Below are 3,215 nucleotides of genomic sequence, written 5' to 3' on the forward strand. Positions count from 1 at the left end.
TCGACGGCCTTGTCGAGCGGATCGCCGACCCGCAGGGTGGCCATGCGCTTCTTCAGCTTGTCGAGGAAGCGCGCTTCGATGCTCTCCTGCACAAGGAGCCGCGAGCCGGCGCAGCAGACCTGGCCCTGGTTGAACCAGATGGCATCGACGAGGCCTTCGATGGCCGAATCCATGTCGGCGTCGTCGAAGACGATGTAGGGCGACTTGCCGCCGAGCTCGAGCGACAGGCCCTTGCCGGTGCCGGCGGTGGCGCGGCGGATGATCTTGCCCACTTCGGTGGAGCCGGTGAAGGCGATCTTGTCGATTTCCGGGTGGTTGACGATGGCGGCGCCGGTGTCGCCCTCGCCGGTGACGATATTGACGACGCCGGGCGGCAGCTTCGCCTTCTCGCAGATTTCGGCGAAGAGCAGCGCGGTGAGCGAGGTGAACTCGGCGGGCTTCAGCACCACGGTGTTGCCGGCGGCCAGCGCCGGGGCGATCTTCCAGGCGAGCATCAGCAGCGGGAAGTTCCACGGGATGATCTGGCCGCAGACGCCGTAGGGCACGTGGTCGGGGAACTCGCGATCGCGATGCTGGGCCCAGCCGGCGTGGTGGTAGAAATGGCGCGCGACGAGCGGGATATCGACGTCGCGGCTCTCGCGGATCGGCTTGCCGTTATCCATGGTTTCGAGCACGGCGAAGAGGCGGGAGTGCTTCTGGATCAGGCGGGCGATGGCGTAGAGGTACTTGCCGCGCTCGTGGCCGGAGAGCGCCGCCCATTTCGGGAAAGCAGCGCGTGCGGCTTTGACGGCCCTGTCGACATCTTCCGCCGTGCCGTCGGTGATCTGCGCCAGCGGCTTGTTGGTCGCGGGGTTTTCGGTGGCGAAGGTCTTGCCGGGCCTGGTCCACTTGCCATCGATGAAATGGCCGAAGGCGTCGTCGTGGGCGGCGAGCCAGGCGTTGGCGACGTCCGCGCCTTCAGGCGCCGGGCCGTAGTCGAGGGAGGTGAAGATTTCAGCGATTTTGTTCATTTCCAGGCGCTCCCTCTCCACTCCCACTGGGTCATTCCCGCGAAAGCGGGAACCTCCGTTTTCCTTCTCTCCGTCTGCGCGAGTGGATCGTTCGCAAACGGAGATTCCCGCTTTCGCGGGAATGACGCCGTGGGTGGGGCAACAAAGGGCCCCGGCACAGCAGGCCGCTATTGGCGGCCGTTTTCGGTGATCTTGTTCATTCTCTTGTCCTCCCCACCCTCACCGGGTCCCCGCGAAAGCGGGGAACCCCGTTTGCCTTGTCTCCGTTGGCGCGAGCGGATCGTTCGCAAACGGAGGTTCCCGCTTTCGCGGGAATGACCCTGTGGGTGGGGCAGTGTGTCCGGCGCACTGGACCACCCCCACCCTTGATCCCTCCCCACAAGGGGGAGGGAGACGACTGATAGCTCCACACACTCAACGATTGCGGCTCTTGCGCCTCCCTCCCCCTTGTGGGGAGGGACAGAGGGTGGGGGTGGCCGCGCACTAGACCATCGGCATCCGGTAATCCGCTGCGTAGTGCCCCGTCAGTGTGTGCTCCAGTTGGCGTTCGATGTCGGTGAGGAGCGAGCTGGCGCCGAAGCGGAAGAGGTGGGGCTGGAGCCAGTGGGTGCCGAGCTCTTCCTTGATCAGCGCCATGTAGTCGAGCGCGAGCTTGGCCGAGGCGATGCCGCCGGCGGGTTTGTAGCCGATCTCGATGCCGGTTTCCTCGTGGAACCAGCGGATCATGCGGACCATCGACAGCGAAGTGACGAGATTGGCGTTGACCTTCTCCTTGCCGGTCGAGGTCTTGATGAAGTCGGCGCCGGCCAGCATGCAGACCAGCGAGGCCTTGGCGACGTTGGTCTGGGTGGCGAGTTCGCCGGTGCCCAGGATGGTCTTGATGTGGGCGTCGCCGCAGGCCTTGCGCATGGCCTTGACCTCGTCGTAGAGCGCCTGCCAGTCGCCGCGCAGGACCATGCCGCGCTCGATGACGATGTCGATCTCGTTGGCGCCATCGGCCACCGAGGCCTCGATTTCGGCGAGGCGGGTGGAGAGCGGGGCAAGGCCGTGCGGGAAGGCGGTGGAGACCGCCGCGACGTTGATGCCGGTGCCTTTCAGCGCCGCGACGGCGGTCCTGACGAAGGCGTGGTAGACGCAGACGGCGGCGGGCCGGACGGCGAGCCCGGAGGCGCCGAGGCCGTCGAGGATATCCTGGCGCACCGGGTGGCGGGCCTTGGCGCAGAGGCGCTCGACGCGGCCGGGGGTATCGTCGGAATTGAGGGTGGTCAGGTCCATCAGGGTGATGGCCTTGAGCAGCCAGGCGGCCTGGAAATCCTTCTTGACGGTGCGGCGGGCCGGCAGCGTCGCGGCGCGGCGTTCGAGCGCCGAGCGGTTCATCACCGTGCGCTCGACCCAATCGAGATCGAGCGGATAGCCGGGATTGCGGCGGTGGGCAGCGGGGTCCGGTGTTGCCGGCGCCGGTGCCTTTGCCTTGCCGGCGGGCTTGCTCGCGGCCTGATCGACGACGCGAAGTTCCATGGATGGCCTCCTTGCCGCTTGCGGCTCTACGACCGTTTTGCGGCAGTTTTTCTGCGGGTATTATCTACCCAAGAACTCCGGTCCGAAAGAGTGCGGCAGCAATTGCCCGATGGTCTGCTCGAGCGGCGCGCCGTCGACGCCGTGCGAGACGACGACGACGTCGGGATCGGCGAACTCGCGGATGCGCTGGCGGCAGCCGCCACAGGGGGTGACGGGGGTTGCGCCGGGGCCGGTGGTATAGACGCGCCTGATGCGCCGGGCCCCGCCGGCGAGCATCGCCGCGATGGCCGAGGGCTCGGCGCAGTTGCCGACCGGATAGGCGGCGTTCTCGACATTGCAGCCGACATAGATGTTGCCGTCATCGGCGAGGATGGCGGTGCCGACGTGGAAGTTCGAGTAGGGCGCATAGGCCCGGGCGCGGACCGCCTCGGCGGCGGCGAAGAGCTCGGGGTCACGGGGATGGGGCATGGTCGATTCTCATGATGCTCGATCGTGCCAGGTGAACCGGCGGGCACCCTCCCCTCGACGGGGAGGGTTGGGGAGGGGTGCGTGCCGGGCAACTGGGTGGTTCCGCACACCCCCTCCGACCTGCGCTAGCTCGCTGCGCTCACAAGCTGCGCTTGCCTCCCCCGTCGCGGGGGAGGTGGGGGCCGGTGCTTGTGGCCAGACAGTGAGCACGCTCACCGC

3 protein-coding genes are annotated in these 3,215 nt (G+C 67.3%); all 3 read right to left on the reverse strand.

Features of this window, described 5'->3' with window-relative positions; genetic code table 11:
* Positions 1–1,010, reverse strand: a 1,010-nt coding sequence (locus ACE3TU_RS20570) for an aldehyde dehydrogenase family protein (RefSeq protein WP_374627644.1), incomplete at its 3' end; no start/stop codon positions are given.
* Between the two features lie 483 nt (positions 1,011–1,493).
* Entirely contained in the window at positions 1,494–2,528 is a 1,035-nt protein-coding gene (gene deoC, locus ACE3TU_RS20575; RefSeq protein ID WP_374627646.1) for a deoxyribose-phosphate aldolase, read from the reverse strand.
* A 60-nt stretch (positions 2,529–2,588) separates the two neighbouring features.
* The gene (locus ACE3TU_RS20580) at positions 2,589–2,996 is read right to left on the reverse strand and encodes a cytidine deaminase (RefSeq protein ID WP_374627648.1); all 408 of its coding nucleotides are present in this window, start codon (positions 2,994–2,996) and stop codon (positions 2,589–2,591) included.
* Positions 2,997–3,215 lie beyond the last annotated feature (219 nt).

Source organism: Devosia sp. (assembly GCF_041917035.1).
GTDB lineage: Bacteria > Pseudomonadota > Alphaproteobacteria > Rhizobiales > Devosiaceae > Devosia_A.